15 protein-coding genes are annotated in these 15,395 nt (G+C 61.3%); 7 read left to right on the top strand and 8 right to left on the bottom strand.

Translation table 11 applies throughout. The features are described 5' to 3' along the window. The first annotated feature begins 131 nt into the window (after positions 1–131). From H8B14_RS01180 to H8B14_RS01170, 3 genes are all read left to right on the top strand, one after another. Positions 132–878 carry a CPBP family intramembrane glutamic endopeptidase gene (locus tag H8B14_RS01180; protein ID WP_187313803.1) on the top strand — a complete coding sequence of 249 codons (747 nt, stop codon included), beginning with the start codon at positions 132–134 and terminating at the stop codon, positions 876–878. A gap of 171 nt (positions 879–1,049) precedes the next feature. Further along, positions 1,050–1,790: a J domain-containing protein gene (locus H8B14_RS01175; protein ID WP_187313802.1), complete on the top strand. Its 741-nt coding sequence runs from the start codon at positions 1,050–1,052 to the stop codon at positions 1,788–1,790. Positions 1,791–1,876: 86 nt separating this feature from the next. Then, positions 1,877–2,365, top strand: a complete 489-nt coding sequence (locus tag H8B14_RS01170) for an ankyrin repeat domain-containing protein (protein ID WP_187313801.1) — start codon at positions 1,877–1,879, stop codon at positions 2,363–2,365. Between the two features lie 53 nt (positions 2,366–2,418). Here H8B14_RS01170 and H8B14_RS01165 read toward each other — a convergent pair whose 3' ends face one another. The 6 genes from H8B14_RS01165 to H8B14_RS01140 form a co-directional block, all read right to left on the bottom strand. Continuing rightward, complete coding sequence (locus H8B14_RS01165; protein WP_187313800.1) at positions 2,419–3,147, bottom strand: metal-dependent hydrolase; 729 nt, start codon at positions 3,145–3,147, stop codon at positions 2,419–2,421. A 248-nt stretch (positions 3,148–3,395) separates the two neighbouring features. Then, positions 3,396–3,833, bottom strand: coding sequence for a hypothetical protein (locus H8B14_RS01160; protein ID WP_187313799.1), 438 nt, complete (start codon positions 3,831–3,833; stop codon positions 3,396–3,398). Positions 3,834–3,862: 29 nt separating this feature from the next. After that, positions 3,863–4,453, bottom strand: a complete 591-nt coding sequence (locus tag H8B14_RS01155) for a leucine-rich repeat domain-containing protein (protein ID WP_187313798.1) — start codon at positions 4,451–4,453, stop codon at positions 3,863–3,865. Then, complete coding sequence (gene scpA, locus H8B14_RS01150) at positions 4,450–6,576, bottom strand: methylmalonyl-CoA mutase (protein ID WP_187313797.1); 2,127 nt, start codon at positions 6,574–6,576, stop codon at positions 4,450–4,452. Before scpA ends, H8B14_RS01155 begins: the two co-directional genes overlap by 4 nt. A gap of 119 nt (positions 6,577–6,695) precedes the next feature. Further along, on the bottom strand, positions 6,696–7,073 hold the full coding sequence (locus H8B14_RS01145) for a four helix bundle protein (RefSeq protein WP_187313796.1): 378 nt from the start codon (positions 7,071–7,073) through the stop codon (positions 6,696–6,698). A gap of 59 nt (positions 7,074–7,132) precedes the next feature. Then, entirely contained in the window at positions 7,133–8,914 is a 1,782-nt protein-coding gene (locus tag H8B14_RS01140; RefSeq protein WP_187313795.1) for a methylmalonyl-CoA mutase family protein, read from the bottom strand. A gap of 199 nt (positions 8,915–9,113) precedes the next feature. Between H8B14_RS01140 and H8B14_RS01135 the strand changes: the two genes are divergently transcribed. From H8B14_RS01135 to dnaA, 3 genes are all read left to right on the top strand, one after another. Beyond that, a complete protein-coding gene (locus H8B14_RS01135) occupies positions 9,114–9,878 on the top strand; it encodes a 5'-nucleotidase C-terminal domain-containing protein (protein WP_187313794.1) in 765 nt (254 codons plus the stop codon). 111 nt (positions 9,879–9,989) lie between these two features. Continuing rightward, positions 9,990–10,919, top strand: coding sequence for a bifunctional metallophosphatase/5'-nucleotidase (locus tag H8B14_RS01130; RefSeq protein ID WP_187313793.1), 930 nt, complete (start codon positions 9,990–9,992; stop codon positions 10,917–10,919). 154 nt (positions 10,920–11,073) lie between these two features. After that, positions 11,074–12,570, top strand: coding sequence for a chromosomal replication initiator protein DnaA (gene dnaA / locus H8B14_RS01125; RefSeq protein ID WP_187313792.1), 1,497 nt, complete (start codon positions 11,074–11,076; stop codon positions 12,568–12,570). Positions 12,571–12,641: 71 nt separating this feature from the next. On the opposite strand, the gene H8B14_RS01120 is transcribed toward dnaA, so the two are convergent. Beyond that, positions 12,642–13,130 (bottom strand): hypothetical protein, encoded by a 489-nt coding sequence (locus H8B14_RS01120; RefSeq protein WP_187313791.1) that lies wholly within the window; start codon positions 13,128–13,130, stop codon positions 12,642–12,644. Between the two features lie 158 nt (positions 13,131–13,288). Next, on the bottom strand, positions 13,289–13,717 hold the full coding sequence (locus H8B14_RS01115; protein ID WP_222840522.1) for an OsmC family peroxiredoxin: 429 nt from the start codon (positions 13,715–13,717) through the stop codon (positions 13,289–13,291). 169 nt (positions 13,718–13,886) lie between these two features. On the opposite strand from H8B14_RS01115, the gene H8B14_RS01110 reads away from it, so the two are divergent. Next, positions 13,887–15,383, top strand: a complete 1,497-nt coding sequence (locus H8B14_RS01110) for a GH3 family domain-containing protein (RefSeq protein ID WP_187313790.1) — start codon at positions 13,887–13,889, stop codon at positions 15,381–15,383. Positions 15,384–15,395: the final 12 nt, after the last annotated feature.

The raw sequence follows: 15,395 nt of genomic DNA, 5'->3' as shown, positions 1-15,395 counted from the left end.
TGTCAGCCAGTACATCCTCAAATTCACTCACTTCAACCAAAGACCTCCTCACTTCAGCAGATTCTGGTTTCAAACGGCCTATACAACCGTGAATTTCCGGCACTTCTTCGTTCATCTACTGCCTGATCTTCATGAAAAAGCCTGTTCTGGTGGCCGCCGTAGCGCTGCTCACGTTTCTGGTGGCCTTGTATGCGCCCCGCTTTGTTGGTTTGCTGCTGGGGTTGGTGCCCAGTCAACTTTCGCCGGGGCTGTATGTGCTGTATATGGCGCTGTGGTGGGTGGGGCTGCCGCTGCTGGCGTTGGCCGGGTTATACGGCTGGCGCCGGGCATTGCCCGAGCTGGGCTGGCAGGCTTCGGTGGGGCTGGGGCTGGCTATGGGACTGGGCTGCACGCTGCCGATGCTGCTCGGCTACCTGTCGGTATTTCAGCTGACCACTGTGGCCGGCAATCTGCTGCGGGGCGCCCTTTGGGCCGGGCTGGGCGAGGAAACCCTGTTTCGGGGCTTCCTGTTTGGGCAGCTCTACCGTCGGGTCCGGTTCCCATGGCTGCTTACCATCCTTATTGAGTCGGGCATCTTTGCCAGCCGGCACCTCTACCAAAGCCACGACCTGCCCTCGGCAGTCGGCGTGCTGGCCGTCACGTTTGCGGGGGGCGTGTGGTTTGGCTGGCTCTACAAAAGCTGGAACAACTTGTGGGTGCCCATTTTCCTGCACGTATTCATGAATGCCTGGTGGATGCTGTTCAACGTGTCGGACTCGGCAGTTGGCAACGTGTGGGCCAACGTGTTCCGCGTGCTTACCATTGCGCTTTCCGTAGCTGCCACGCTTTGGTACAAGCGGCGGCGGCAGCCGGCCGCCCCGGCCCTGGCAGCAGCGTAGCACTACGGAGCGCAAACCCAGGATGGAATCTGCTGCGGGGGTGGTGCCACCAAGGCGGCGAATAATTGAACAGCTACCGTCTGACCGGCGGACAGTGAAGCAGGGTTTCCATTTGCAGCCGGAAAATCCGTACTTCGGGAAGTTCGCTGTTCTTTAGTTTCGCCGCCGGCAATGCAGAATTACTATCGTATCCTGAGCGTGCCGGCCACGGCAACCCCCACCGAGCTGCAGGAAGCCTACCATAGGTTGCACGCCCGCCTAAGCAAGCGCGCCGCCCGCGACCCGGCCCTGAACGAGCGGCTGCAGGAAGCCTACGGCGGCCTCCAGATTCTGCTGGACCCGCGCCGCCGCTGGGCCTACGACCAGCTGCTGGCCCAGCAGCCCGCCCCGATACTGTCCGGCACCCAGGCCCTGATGCAGCGCTATGCCCCCGCCGCCCGCTGGCTGAATCTGGCGCTGCTGGCGTTTTGTGCGTTGCTGGCCCTCGACTGGCTGCTGCCGCTGCGGGAGCTGCCCGGCGAGCTGGTGCTCCGGCGCACGTTGGTGTCGGTGAGTGCCTCGGCGTCCAACCCGCAGGTGGCCTACGATATTCGCACACCGCTCACCAAGTTCCGGCTGCCTAGTGCCACCGCGCCCCGCGCCCGCGAAGGCCAGTTCCTGACGGTGTGGCGCACGCCGCTGCTGGGCGTGGTGCGCCGCCTCAGCTCCCCCAATTCCCCGGAAGGCGCGGCCCCTTTTGAGCCCTATGGGAGTGGCGTATATGGCGGTGTGCTGACGGCACTGCCCGTGGCGCTGCTGCTCACGGCAGTGCTGGGCATTTTGCCCCACCGCTCACCCGAAATGCAGGTGAATACTGCCGTGGCCGGCAGCTTGCTCTGGCTGCTCACGGTGGTGGTGATGTGGCTATTCTGACCTGAAAAACGTCGGTTGGCCGCCGGGAACATATCCTGCCAGGGCTGTTACACCGTACTTACGCCAAACTCTCCATTCATTTTCTAATGTCCGACTTCACTTCCTCTGCTTCCGAAGACCTGTTTTTTGACGCTGCCCGCCGCGGCGACGTAGCCGCGCTGCAAGCCTTGCTGGCCGAAGGCGTGGACGTAAACGCCCAGAACGGCCGTGGCTTCACGGCCCTCATTCTGGCTGCCTACGACGACCACCTCGATGCTACGCGTGTGCTGCTGGAAGCCGGGGCCAACCCCAATGCGCAGGATGCCAGCGGCAACACCGCTCTGATGGGCGTCTCGTTTAAAGGCTACCCCGAAATTGCCCGCCTGCTCATCCAGCATGGCGCCGACCTGAACGCCCGCAACGGCAACGACGGCACGGCCCTCATGTTTGCTACGCTGTTCGGCCGCCATGCCCTCGTGCCCATTCTGCTCGAAGCCGGTGCTGACACCACCCTGCGCGACGTGCGTGGCCTCTCTGCCCGCGACCTGGCCATCCAGCAAGGCAACGAAGAAGCGCTGAAAGTCCTGCCGGAATAAGGCGGACGAATCAGTCGACCGTCATGCAGAGCGGAGCGAAGCATGACGGTCTTTTATCTGCCTAACGCCAGCGTATCCCCAGCTTCCAGCGCGTGCACCACCACGCCATCAGCAGGGGTGAGGTGGGCGCGAAGCTGCTCAGGAGTGCCCGTAAGCACTGGGTAGGTGCCATAGTGAAATGGCACGACGTGCGGCACGCGCAGTAGCCGGGCGGCGTGAGCTGCTTCCAGCGGGCCCATGGTGTAGCGCCCTCCAATGGGCAGCAGCGCCACAGTAGGCTGGTAGAGGTCGGCCAGCAGGCGCATGTCGCTGAAGATGCCGGTGTCGCCGGCGGCGTAGAGCACGGTGTTGTCGGAGAAGCGCAGCACGTAGCCCACGCTTTCGTGCGGGGCGGTGGTGCTGCCGTCGGGCAGGTCGATGTGGGCGGTGTGCTGGGCGCGGGTCATGGTGAGCTGCAGGCCAGCCACTGCTATGCTGCCACCCACGTTCATGGGCTCGGCCTGCTCCTGTGGCAGGCCGAGCCCGTGCAGATAGAAGCGCACCGGGGCGGGAGCCGCCAGCACCGCGCTGGTGCGGGCCAGTAGCGCCAGCAACTGGGCGTCCATATGGTCGCCGTGTCCGTGGGTGACGAGCACCAGGTCGGCGCGCTCCGGGTGGCGTAGGGTTTCCGGTACAAACGGATTGTCGCTCAGCCAGGGGTCGAGCAGGATGACCTGGCCTTCCGGCGTGGTGATGCGGAAACTGGCGTGGCCGAGAAACTGGAGCTGCGTGGTGGAAGGCATGGGGAAGGATGAAGTGAGTGGCGAAAATAGCTTATCAGATGCTCTAGCTGTATTCGCCTCACCCCTAACCCTCTCTCCGAAAAAGGAGAGGGGTGGCTGACAATAGTTGTTCAACTATTGTCAGCCACCCCTAGCCCACCCTCGCTTGATGCGCGATATTCTCCAAGGAGGGGAACCAGCTGTAGTTATGGTCTCTAATGAAACCACCGCAACCAAAACCGGCCCGCTGCTAAGCGGGCCAGGGTGCATTACTGAATATTCGAAACATCGAAAGTGGTTTGCTGGGCTACAAAACCTGGCAGTTGGGTTCGGCGCAGCAGCGTGGCCAGCGGCGGGGGCAGCTCGGCCACCGTGAGCGGCTGCAGCGGCCGGGCCACGAGGTAGTAGCGCGGGTCGTGGTGGTCGTGGAGGTTGGTTTTGGCGAAGGAGAACAAACCGCGCCGAGCGTAGCGGGCGGCACCGGTGTGGCCGCCATTAGCTGCGTCGGTGGTGGCCTGCACCCCGCCCGCTGTCGGCTCCGGCAGCGTCAGGAAATACTGGTGCAGCTCCAGCAGCGCCGCCTCATCCGCCGCCACCGACCCCGGCAGCACCCCGCCACCTGACGCGACGTGCAGGATATGCCCGGCCTCGTCGGTGGCGAAGTAGTCAATGTCGGCGTCGAGTTGGTCGGTGGGGGAGATGTACATGAAAGACAAAATAATTCGCTTCGGTTGAATCACCTTCTAGCTTTAAACCCCTTTATTTTAAAGGGGCGTAAATAGTTTTTAGCTTCACGATACTTGTCAGGGTGCCCTATAGTATTAATGTCAGGAGCGGTATCCTTGTGGCGAACGGTGCCTCCAAGTACAATAATTTCTGGGCGACACCTTGCCATGCGACTGGCTACTGTATCTGCCATAGAAAAATAACCTGCTCCACTAACGTTTAAAACCCGGAGTTTAGGAAACAGGCAAAAGTCAATCGGTGGAGTTTTAAAACGGTTAAAGCGGAAATATTCACCACCACCTCGCCCCTGCATATGGAGATATCCTCCCGCTGGTCGGTATTTAAGATTAAGTTCATATTTCCAGGCGCGAGGATAGAGCCACAGATTGCGCAATTTCATGCCCAACAAAATGGCTTCAACATTTTGAAGTCTAGCCAATGAACCTGGAAGGCTATCCAAGTTTTGCCCGCGTAAATCGAGGACGCGCACTTTATCAGGCTGGTGAAGGGCAGTTGCTAAATCATTATACACGCCCCGTCGTTGTGCTTGCGCACTCAAGCATATCAAAGAAAAAATGAGGAATAATGCTGGTTTTGTCATGCATTTAAACTCAGCTTCTCCAGAATCTCCTGTGCCGCCACGGCAATGACGGTGCCAGGGCCGTAGACGCCGGCCACGCCGGCGTTGTAGAGGAAGCCGTAGTCCTGGGCGGGAATAACGCCGCCGGCAATGACGAGGATATCGTCGCGGCCGAGCTTCTTGAGGTCGTGGAGCAGCTGCGGAATCAGGGTTTTGTGGCCGGCGGCGAGGCTGCTCACGCCCACTACGTGCACGTCGTTTTCGGCCGCTTGGCGGGCTACCTCGTCGGGGGTTTGGAACAGCGGCGCAATGTCCACGTCGAAGCCCACGTCGGCGAATGACGTGGCAATGATTTTGGCGCCCCGGTCGTGGCCGTCCTGGCCCATTTTGGCCACCATCATGCGGGGGCGGCGGCCTTCCTTCACGGCAAAGGCATCGGCGGCGGCGCGGGCCTTGGCAAACTCCTCGTCGTAGTCCATCTCGGCAGAATACACGCCCGAAATGGCGCGAATGGTGGCCTGGTGGCGGCCGTACACTTTCTCCAGGGCATCGGAAATCTCGCCCAGCGTGGCGCGGTGGCGGGCGGCCATTACGGCCAGAGCCAACAGGTTGTCGGCGCCAGTGCGGGCGGCTTCCGTGAGGGCCTCCAGGGCCGCTTGCACGGCGGCATTGTCGCGGGTGGCGCGGATGGTTTTTAGGCGCGCAATCTGCGACTCGCGCACGGCGTCGTTGTCGATGTCGAGTACGTCGAGCTGCTGCTCCTTATTGGGGCGGTACTTGTTCACGCCTACAATGATTTCCTTGCCCGAGTCGATGCGGGCCTGCTTGCGGGCCGCGGCTTCCTCGATGCGCATCTTGGGCAGGCCGGTTTCGATGGCCTTGGCCATGCCGCCCAGCTCTTCCACTTCCTGCATCAGCGCCCAGGCCTTGTTGGCCAGCTCGTGCGTGAGGGTTTCCACATAGTAGGAGCCGCCCCAGGGGTCTACCACGCGGGTAATGTCGGTTTCGTGCTGCAGGTAGAGCTGGGTGTTGCGGGCAATGCGGGCCGAGAAGTCGGTGGGCAGGGCAATGGCCTCGTCGAGGGCGTTGGTGTGCAGGCTTTGGGTGCCGCCCAAGGCCGCGGCCAGGGCCTCCACGGCGGTGCGGGCCACGTTGTTGAACGGGTCCTGTTCGGTGAGCGAGTAGCCCGACGTCTGGCAGTGCGTGCGCAAAGCCAGGCTCTTGGGGTTCTGCGGCTCGAACTGCTTCAGGAGCTTGGCCCACAGCATCCGGCCGGCGCGCAGCTTAGCAATTTCCATGAAGTGGTTCATGCCAATGGCCCAGAAAAAGCTCAGGCGGGGCGCAAACTGGTCGATAGTCATGCCCGCGGCTAAACCGGCGCGCACGTACTCCAAGCCGTCGGCCAAGGTATAGGCCAGCTCGATGTCGGCGGTGGCGCCGGCTTCCTGCATGTGGTAGCCGCTGATGCTGATGCTGTTGAACTTAGGCATGTGCCGCGCCGTGTAGGCGAAGATGTCGGCAATGATGCGCATGCTCGGCAGGGGCGGGTAGATGTAGGTGTTGCGCACCATGAACTCCTTCAGAATGTCGTTCTGAATGGTGCCCGCCAGCTGGTCGGGTGAAACACCCTGCTCCTCGGCCGCCACGATATAAAAGGCCAGCACCGGCAGCACCGCCCCGTTCATGGTCATGCTCACCGACATCTTATCCAGCGGAATTTCGTCGAACAGGATCTTCATGTCCTCCACCGAATCGATGGCCACGCCGGCCTTGCCCACGTCGCCCACCACCCGCGGGTGGTCGGAATCGTAGCCGCGGTGCGTAGCCAGGTCGAAGGCCACGCTCAAACCCTTCTGGCCGCCGGCCAGGTTGCGGCGGTAGAAGGCGTTGCTTTCCTCGGCCGTGCTGAAGCCCGCGTACTGCCGGATGGTCCATGGGTTCTGCACGTACATGCTGGCGTACGGCCCGCGCAGAAACGGCGCCTGCCCTGCCCCAAACCCAAGATGGTCGAGATGCTGCACGTCGTGGGCGGTATAGTGGCTTTTAAGCTGGATGCCTTCGGGCGTAGTCGTAGCCGCCTCAGCCGCCGGAGTAGCAGGCAGCGGGGCGTCGTTATAGGCTATCTGGGAGAAGTCGGGTTTCATGTTTTTGGGGTGACACGTTACAGGTAACAGGTAATAGGAGACAGGTAGTAGCTAATAGGGATAGGTAGGAGGTGATGGGCAGGTGGAATAGCTGATTTTGTGATGGTGCTGAGCTGTGGTTATTGCTTGGATTGTAGACTTTTAATGAGTCCTGTGAGCAGGCCGGTTATGCGGTCTAAAGATGCAATGGCGAGGTCAGTTTGCGAAGTAGTGAGGTAGCCAAGCCGTTCGGCCAGTAGCAGGATGGTATCAAGCTCGGTAACTGAGCCACGGGCAATAAACAGAAACCGGGTAAACTCGGCGGCAGATTGTCGGCCCGCGCCTTCGGCAATGTTGAGTGTTACAGAAGTAGCAGCGCGGCGTAATTGCGAGGCTAACTCGTACCGTTCTTCAGCTGGAAACGCCCGCGCCAGTTCGTAAGCTACCGGCACAAATTCGAATGCCAGACGCCAGCACTCCAAGCCATAGTGCGGCTTATTACGTCGCCCGGTATTCATAGCCCGTTAGCTGTTACGTGTCACTTGTTACCTGTCACCTGTCACCCAAAATCACCACATCACCTTTTCCCCTGCAGCCGCGCTAGCACGTCTTCGGTGCTATAGCCCTGCACGGTGAATTCCTGAAAGCCGAACACGCGCACTGCCTCCTGCAGGTTGGCCAGGTCGGCGGTGAGCAGGGCCGGGGGCACGAAGGGCACGTCGCTCGGCACCTTGTAGAGGTAGCGCGAGAGGCGGCCGAACTGCTCGGGCGTGGCGTACATCAGCGTGGCTTCTTCGGCCGACGAAAACAGCACCGACAGCGTGCCGGTCGGGTGCGCCTCGCGCAGCTCCGGCCGCTCCTCGGCCGGCAGCAGCCGCAGAAACGACTCCACAATCATCTGGTTGGTGTGCGCGCCCAGCAGCACCACGGCGGCGCGTTTCTTCTTTTTCTCGCGCCGCTCGAAGTGCAGGCTGGTAGCCAGCCGCAGCACCTCCGACGGATACGTGGCGCGGGTCGAGTCGAATTCGCGGCTGCGCAGCAGCTTCTTGGGGTTGAAGCTGAACTGCTCTTTCGGGTTCTGAAACCGGTTGGTACCCACCACCACCTGCTCGCCGTTGGCAATGCGCTGGAACTGGGCTTGCGCCGCCTGGTGCATCTGCTGCATAGCCATGCCGATAGCACTTGGCAGGCCGCCTTCTGCTTCCAGCTGCTGAAACAACGTCCAGGCTTCGCGGGCCAGCGTGTCGGTGAGGGTTTCAAGGTAGTAAGAGCCGGCTGCCGGGTCGGCCACGGCACCCAGGCCGGCCTCCTCGCGCAGCAGCACCGATAGGTTGCGCGCCAGCCGGTCTGAAAACTCGTTGGGCTCCTGGTACAAGGTATCGAAGGGGCGCACGCTCAGCACATCGGCTCCGCCCAGCACGGCGCTCATGGCCTCAGTCGTGACGCGCAGCAGGTTGGTGTGCGAGTCGAGGGTGGTCTGGCTCCAGGAGGCGGTTTCGGCCAGTATCGGCACCTGCGCCGCCTCGGGCGGCAGGCCATAGGCGTGGCAGAGCGTACCCCATACCTGGCGCAGCGCCCGTAGCTTGGCCAGCTCAAAGAAGTAGTTGGGGTTAATAGCCGTGTGCATCCGCAGCGCCGCCGCCACGTCCGCCACGGTTAGGGTGCCGTCGGGCAGCTCGCTGAGGTAGCCGGCCGCTGCCGCCAGCCCGAAGGCTATTTGCTGCGAGGCCGTGGCGCCGCGGTTGCCGTAGTACGCCACGTCCAGCGTCAGGCCCCGGAAGTCGGGCATTCCTTTGGTGAGGCGCAGCACCTCGCGCAGCTCCCGCAGCTGGCCCGGAAAGTCGGGCAGGTGGTTGGCAATGGGGTCGAACTGCAGGAAGCCACGCAGCAGGGGCGTACCGGTTTCCAGCAGCTGGCGCACCAGTGCCGCCGGGCTGGCCGTAAGCGTGTAGCCAATGTACGTATCGGCCAGCGGCAGCTGCTCGTGCAGAAATTCCACGTCGAAAGCGGCGGCATCGGCCAGCACGAAGTGGGCGCCCTCGGCCCCGCGTGCCAGGGCTGCAGCAGCGCGCCGGATGGCATCGTGGCCGTTGTCGAGGGCCGGTACCGGGTAGGCAGGCACATTGCGCCATTGGTTGCCGGCAGTGGCCCGTAGCTGCGGGGCGGGCTGCTCGGGCAGGGCATTCAGCGCTTCGCGGTGGTAGAAAGGTTCCAGTACGAAACCATCGGGGGTGGTCCAGCGCAGCGTGGCCGGGTCGGCGCCTTTCAGGTCCCGCTCCAGGCGGGCCTGCCAGGCGGCAGTCGTGACAGGTTCAAACTCCGAAAAGGTAACGGGCGCGAAATGCGGCGTATCGGACATAGCCAAAGGCACTGAGAAAGTGGGAAGGGAACGGGCGGGTTAAAGATACCGCATCAAGCCGGAAAGGCGGGGTAAATAATGCGGGCCAGCCCCGGCCGCCAACCCAACTGGCTGCATCAGGAGCGCCCCGGTACGCCCGCACCGGCCGGATAATCGGGCGGGCGGAGTATCTTTGCGGTCCGTTTCTTCCCTGATTCTGATGCAACTCCTTCGTTCCCGGACGGCTGCGCTTAGCCTGCTGACGGCTGTGGCCCTGTTTCCTGCCTGTCAGCGCGCCACCTATGTGGCCAAACCCCAGCTGGCGCCCACCACGGCCCAGCCGGTAGGCAGCTCCCTGCCCGACGACGCCACGGCCGCCGCCACCATTGCCCCTTACCGCCAGCGCGTCACCGAGCAGATGACCACCGTGCTGGGCACGGCCCCGGCAGCCATCACCAAAAACCCGGGCGAGTCGCCGCTGGCCAATTTCGTGTCGGATTTGCAGCGCACCCGTGCTGCCCGCGAAACCGGCCAGGCCATGGACCTGGGCGTGATGACCAACGGCGGCCTGCGTGCACCGCTACCGGCCGGCCCTATCACCACCGGCTCGGTGTTCGAGCTGATGCCGTTCGAGAATGAGTTGGTAATTCTGGATGCTCCCGCCGATGTGGTGCAGCAGCTGTTTGCATATGCGGCCCGCGTGAAAATGGCCGTGTCGGGTGCCACCTATACCGCCACGCCCGACGGCAAGCCCACCGATATCCGCATCGGCGGCCAGCCCTTTAACCCCGCCCAGGACCGGCTCTACACCATTGCCATCAGCGACTACCTGGCCGGTGGCGGCGACCAGCTCACGTTCTTCAAAACCATCAAGCCCCGCGGTACCGGCGTGCTGCTGCGCAATGCCATTATCGACCATATCCGGGACCTCACCAAGGCCGGTAAGCCGGTAGAGGCCAAAGTAGAAGGGCGCGTGAAATTTTAATGTGCTGGTTTCTGATGAGTTGATGGGCTGATGTCGTTCAGACGGCAATAACAGGACTCATCAATTCAAAAGTGGCACATCAACATATCAACACATCAGCAAATCAATACCGTGAACCGTCGCGACTTTCTGAAAAATAGTGGCCTGGGAGCCGCCAGCCTGGGTCTGCTGGGTTTGCATAGCCTGCCTGCCGCTGCCGCCGACCCCAAATCCGGCCGCCTGGTGATTCTGCACACCAACGACATGCACTCGCGCATCGAGCCGTTTCCGGCCAATGCCGCGCAGTGGGCTGGCATGGGCGGCATGGCCCACCGGGCCGCGCTCATCAAGCAGATCCGGGCGCAGGAGCCCAACGTGCTGCTCCTCGATTCCGGCGACATCTGGCAGGGCACACCCTACTTCAACTTTTTCCAGGGCGAGGTGGAGTACAAGCTGATGACCCAAATGGCCTACGACGCCAGCACCCTCGGCAACCACGACTTCGACAATGGCCTCGAAGGCCTGCAGAAGCAGCTGCCCCACGCTGGCTTCCCGTTCCTGATTGCCAATTACGACTTCACCGACACCATCATGGCCGGCAAATTCCAGCCGTACAAGGTGTTTGAAAAGGCCGGCCACCGCATCGGCGTGTTCGGCATCGGCATTGAAATGGCCGGGCTGGTGGCCGACAAGAACTTTGGAGCTACCAAGTACCTCGACCCGACTGCGGTAGCCAAGGACATGGTGGCTAAGCTGCGCGGCCCCGAAAAGTGCGACCTGGTGATTTGCCTCTCGCACCTGGGCTACAAGTACGATTCGGCCAAAATTGACGACTTCAAGCTGGCCGCCGGCGCCCCCGGCATCGACCTGATTCTGGGCGGCCACACGCATACTTTCCTGGAGAAGCCCGACGTGGTGGCCGGCCCCAACGGCCACCAGACGCTCATCAACCAGGTGGGCTGGTCGGGCATCAACCTCGGCCGCCTCGACTACACGTTTGAGCGCGGCACCCGCCGCCCGAGCGTGGCTGCCGCCGCCGTAGTGCCCATTCAGGCAGCCTGATAAAAGCCGGACAAATACAAGGGGCAAAACGGTTTTTTCTCTCCTGACTTTTCCACATTTTTGTCTCCCTTTGGAAAAAACGGGCTCCTATGGAGCCCGTTCGCGCCTCTGCTATTCTACCTAGACACCACCGAATTTCGTAACTAACTGCTTGATGCTGAAGGATTGCCGTACAGTCTGGGCCAATTGCCTTCGCGTCATCAAAGCGAATATTGGTGAGCAGAGCTTCCGAACGTGGTTCATGCCCATCATGCCGGTGCATCTGCAGAATAACGTGCTCATCATTCAGGTGCCGAGTACGTATTTCTACGAATTCCTGGAGGAACACTACGTGGAGGAGCTGAAACGCGCTATTCACCAGGAGTTGGGCCCCGACGGGCGGCTGGAATACAGCATTGTGGTAGACCAGGGCAACAGCCAGAATCAACCCCGCACTCTCAACCTGCCCACCGCCCGCAAAGCCGCCGGCCCCGCCGACGTAGCCACGCCGGCCGCCGCTTTGGCTAGCGGCCCGATGTCGTCGTCGGCGCGGCACGTGGCGGGCGCGGCGGCAGCGCCGGCTTCGTCGGCCACCACGCTGCGCAACCCCTTCGAGGCCAGCAAAGCCATTGACCGCAACTACCTGCACTCGCAGCTTAACGGCAGCTACACTTTCGAAAACTACATCGAGGGCGACTGCAACCGGCTGGCGCGCTCGGCGGGCCTCGCCGTGGCCAATAAGCCCGGCACCACCAGCTTCAACCCGCTGATGGTGTATGGCGGCGTGGGCTTGGGCAAAACGCACCTCGTGCAGGCCATCGGCAACCACATCAAAAGCTCCAACTCCGACAAGTTCGTGCTGTACGTATCGGCCGAGAAGTTCACCAACCAGTTTATTGAGAGTCTGCGCGCCAACGCGGTGCAGGACTTCGCGAATTTCTACCTGCTGGTGGACATTCTGATTCTCGACGACGTGCAGTTTCTGTCGGGCAAGGACAAGACGCAGGAAATGTTCTTCCACATCTTCAACCACCTGCACCAGGCTGGCAAGCAGATTGTGATGACCTCGGACCGCCCGCCGCGCGACCTGGTGGGCCTAGAGGATCGGCTGCTGTCCCGCTTCAAGTGGGGCCTGACGGCTGACCTGCAAAGCCCCGACTTCGAGACGCGCATGGCCATCATCCAGAACAAAATGCAGCAGGATGGCATCGATATTCCGCCGCAGGTGGTGGAGTATCTGGCGCATTCCGTGAATACCAACGTGCGCGAGCTGGAAGGCGTGCTGATTTCGCTGGTGGCTCAATCCAGCCTCAACCGCCGCGAAATCGACCTGGAAATGGCCAAGCAGGCGCTGCGCCACATCATTGAGGAAGTAGAGGCGGAGGTCAACATCGACTTCATCCAGAAAACCTGCGCCGAGTATTTCAGCGTGCCGCTGGATCTGCTGAAAGCCAAGACCCGCAAAAAGGAGGTCGTGACGGCCCGGCAGGTGGCCATGTACTTTGCCAAGGAGCACACCAGCCACTCGCTCAAAAGCATCGGTCACCACTTCGGCGGCCGCGACCATAGCACCGTCATCCACTCGGTACAAACCGTTTCGGATTTGATTGACTCCGACAAGAGCTTCCGCAGCCAGATTGTGGAGCTGCGCAAGAAATTTGCCGGCCGCTAACCTGGAGTCGGCTGCATAAAAAAAGGCTTCCCGCTGAGGAAGCCTTTTTTTATGCGAGCAACTAGTTGGGGTTACGCAACAGCTGGGCCTTCCACGAACGGAATTTGGTATTGTGTGGCAAAGGCGCGCAGCTGCTCCATAAGCAGGCGGCGGCGTTTGCGGCCGCGCACTTCGCGCAAGCTCAGCGCATATGTACCGTCGTTTTTGGAGTGCACGCGCACCTGGCGCGGCACCAGTTCCAGCCGGCTGATGTTTTCGGCGGCAATTACCTGCTTGGCCCGAAACAAACCAGCCTTATGCACAATATAGCCGGGCGTGAATTCCAGGTAGCTCTGCGTGCCAAATACCGGCGCGTTGTGCACCAGCACGTAGCCCACATACACCAGGCTGAATACCAGAAACACGTAGTGCAAAAAGTGCAGATCGTTAAGTCCCTGGTCGGTGACGATGAGCGCCACGGTGTAGGCAATCCAGAGTGAGCCGATGAACAATTGCCCCCAGAACGGGATGCGGGAAGTGTTGGCGGGCTGAAGCCGGATGCGGGTAGAAGTAGTGGGCATAAAGCAAGGATGGTCGCAACAAAAAGCAAAGAAAGCGAAAAACCGGCAACGCACGCGGCGCAGCCGGTTTTGCACAAGTTGTCATTCCGAGCGCAGCGAGGAATCTGGGTAACTACTTATGATGAACCCAGATTCCTCATTACGTTCAGAATGACAACTTACTTCAGCTTAGCCGAGGCCAACTCCATTTCCGGAACCGCTTTCAGCAACACTGAAATAGGGCAGTTTTCCTTGGCTTTCTCGGCGTACTGCTGAAATTCTTCCTGCGAGATGCCTTCTACTTCGCCTTCGGTGGTCAGGCTGATTTTCACCACCTTCGGTACTTCGCCCGAGGTATCGAGCGTTACCTTCGACTCGGTGTTGATCTGCTTAACGGCTTTGCCGTCTTTGGTCAGAATGCTGGTCAGGAACATGGTGTAGCAGCCGGCGTGGGCCGCGCCAATCAGCTCTTCGGGGTTGGTGCCTTTCTGGCCTTCAAATCGCGCGCCTACCGAGTAGGGCGCTTTCACGGTGCCGCTTTGGGTGGCAATTTCGCCGCCGCCTTTGATGTCGCCGTTCCAGACGGCCGTGCCACGTTGGTTGATCATGGGAGTTGGGTAGATTGTGAATAGTTGAGTTGGTGAAGCTGGTACGCTAAAACGGCCGAAAAAGATGGATTTTGCCCGCTTAGGAAAAGTAGTTGGAAGTGTACCTTTGAATGATTCTGGTGTGGGTTAACCGACTTTTTTCGCCACTAACCTTCTTTCCTCACTGTTTATGGGCCTGAAATCCACTCTGAGCCGGCCGCTGGCCGCCTACATTGCCCGCCAGTACGCCCAGTGGCAGCAGGACCCCATCGGTACGCAGCAGCAGGTGCTGCGCGAACTGCTGGTGCAGGGTACGCGCACTTCCTTCGGCCATGACCATAACCTGGCCGGCGCCCGCACCGCCCAGGACCTGGCCGCCCGCGTGCCCGTGCGCGACTACGAGGCGCTGAAGCCGTATTTCGAGCGGGTGAAGGCGGGCGAGGCCGACGTACTTTGGCCTGGCAAGCCGCTTTACCTGGCCAAAACCTCGGGCACCACGTCCGGCGCCAAGTACATTCCGCTTACCAAAGATAGTATCCCCAACCACATCAATGGGGCCCGGGATGCTCTGTTGCACTACGTGCACCGCACCGGCAAAAGCCGGTTTCTGGATGGTAAGCTGATGTTTCTGTCGGGCTCGCCGGAACTGGAAATAGTGGGTGGCATTCATACCGGCCGGCTGTCGGGCATCGTGAACCACCATGTGCCGGCCTACCTGCGCCGCAACCAACTGCCCAGCTACGCCACCAACATCATCGAGGACTGGGAAACCAAGCTCGACCGGATTGTGGACGAAACGCTGCACGCACCCATGGCCCTGATTTCAGGAATTCCGCCCTGGGTGCAGATGTACTTTGATAGAATCGTGGCGCGCACCGGCCGGCCGGTGGGGGAGGTATTCCCAGGGTTTGACCTGTTCGTGTACGGCGGCGTCAACTTCGAGCCCTACCGCAAAAAGCTGTTCGATACGATTGGCCGGCCCGTGGACAGTGTGGAGTTGTTTCCGGCTTCCGAGGGCTTCCTGGCTTTTCAGGACGAGCCCGGCAATCCGGGCCTGCTATTGCTGCTGGACGCGGGCATCTTCTACGAATTCGTCCCGGCCGAGCGGTTTTTCGAGCCCAATCCGCCGCGCCTCACGCTGGCCGAAGTGGAGCTGGACCGCCAGTATGCGCTGGTGCTGACCAGCAATGCCGGCCTTTGGGGCTACTCTATTGGCGATACAGTGCGCTTTGTGAGCAAGTACCCGTTTCGGGTGGTGGTGTCGGGCCGTATCAAGCACTTCTTGTCGGCTTTTGGCGAGCATGTCATCGGCGAAGAAGTGGAGCAGACCCTGCGCGAAGCCATGCGCCAGCACCCCGAAGCGGACGTGGTGGAATTCACCGTCGCGCCCCGCGTCAGCGACGACCCCGCCGTCCCTTCCCGCCACGAGTGGCTCATCGAATTCGCCCGCCCGCCCCACGATCCTGCCGCCTTTGCCGCCGACCTCGACGCGGGCCTGCGCCAGCGCAACACCTACTATGACGACCTGCTGGCCGGCCACATTCTGGCCCCGCTGCTGCTCACGCCGCTGCCGGCCGGCGCGTTCCAGCGCTATATGAAAAGCCAGGGCAAGCTCGGCGGCCAGAACAAAGTGCCGCGTCTGAGCAACGACCGGACGCTGGCGGACGGGTTGTTGGGCGTTGGGTAATTCATTTGGCAA

It is taken from the genome of Hymenobacter puniceus (assembly GCF_014333525.1).
In the GTDB taxonomy this organism is placed as follows: Bacteria; Bacteroidota; Bacteroidia; order Cytophagales; family Hymenobacteraceae; genus Hymenobacter.
This window is presented reverse-complemented; position numbering and strand designations above follow the sequence as displayed.